This window comes from Exiguobacterium aurantiacum (assembly GCF_001766415.1).
GTDB lineage: Bacteria > Bacillota > Bacilli > Exiguobacteriales > Exiguobacteriaceae > Exiguobacterium > Exiguobacterium aurantiacum_A.
In genome coordinates this window covers 1-524 of the sequence record NZ_MKXO01000053.1, presented here as the reverse complement: position 1 = coordinate 524, position 524 = coordinate 1, and the positions used below count along the sequence as shown (strand labels likewise).

Here is a 524-nt window from a genome sequence, read left to right as displayed (position 1 = left end):
CGGTATTATTGATGAATTCGAAGTCGAGGTTGTGAGTGAACAGATGAAGGCAGGAGATCTATTGATTATGATGAGTGACGGCATTTTTGAAGGGCCAAAGCATATTGAAAATCATGATCTGTGGGTGAAACGGAAAATGAAAAGCTTTAAAACAGAAGATCCCCAAGAAATTGCTGATTTATTAATGGAAGAGGTCATTCGAACAAGAGCAGGCCAAATTGATGACGATATGACAGTTGTTGTCATCAGGCTCGACCACAACACACCAAAATGGGCTTCCATTCCGACCGGTACATTCTATCTTGAGAAACAAGAGATTTCTTAAAATATCGTATAATATGAATTTCTTCTGGCGATGATGGGGATATAAGCATTCAGTTACAATCCCAGGAGGAATGAAGATGCGAAAAGGTCACGTCAACCAAATCTTATTGATTACAGATGGCTGCTCAAATCACGGGGAAGATCCGCTTGCGATTGCCTCATTGGCAAAGGAACAAGGGATTACAGTCAATGTCATTGGC

Annotated in this window: 1 protein-coding gene and 1 pseudogene; both read left to right on the top strand. The window is 40.8% G+C overall.

From position 1 onward, the window contains the following. Window positions 1–325 (top strand): SpoIIE family protein phosphatase (locus tag BJU60_RS14915; protein WP_167615773.1); only part of this gene is annotated, 325 nt, incomplete at its 5' end. A gap of 76 nt (window positions 326–401) precedes the next feature. Next, window positions 402–524: pseudogene (locus BJU60_RS15125) on the top strand (VWA domain-containing protein); the annotation flags it as partial.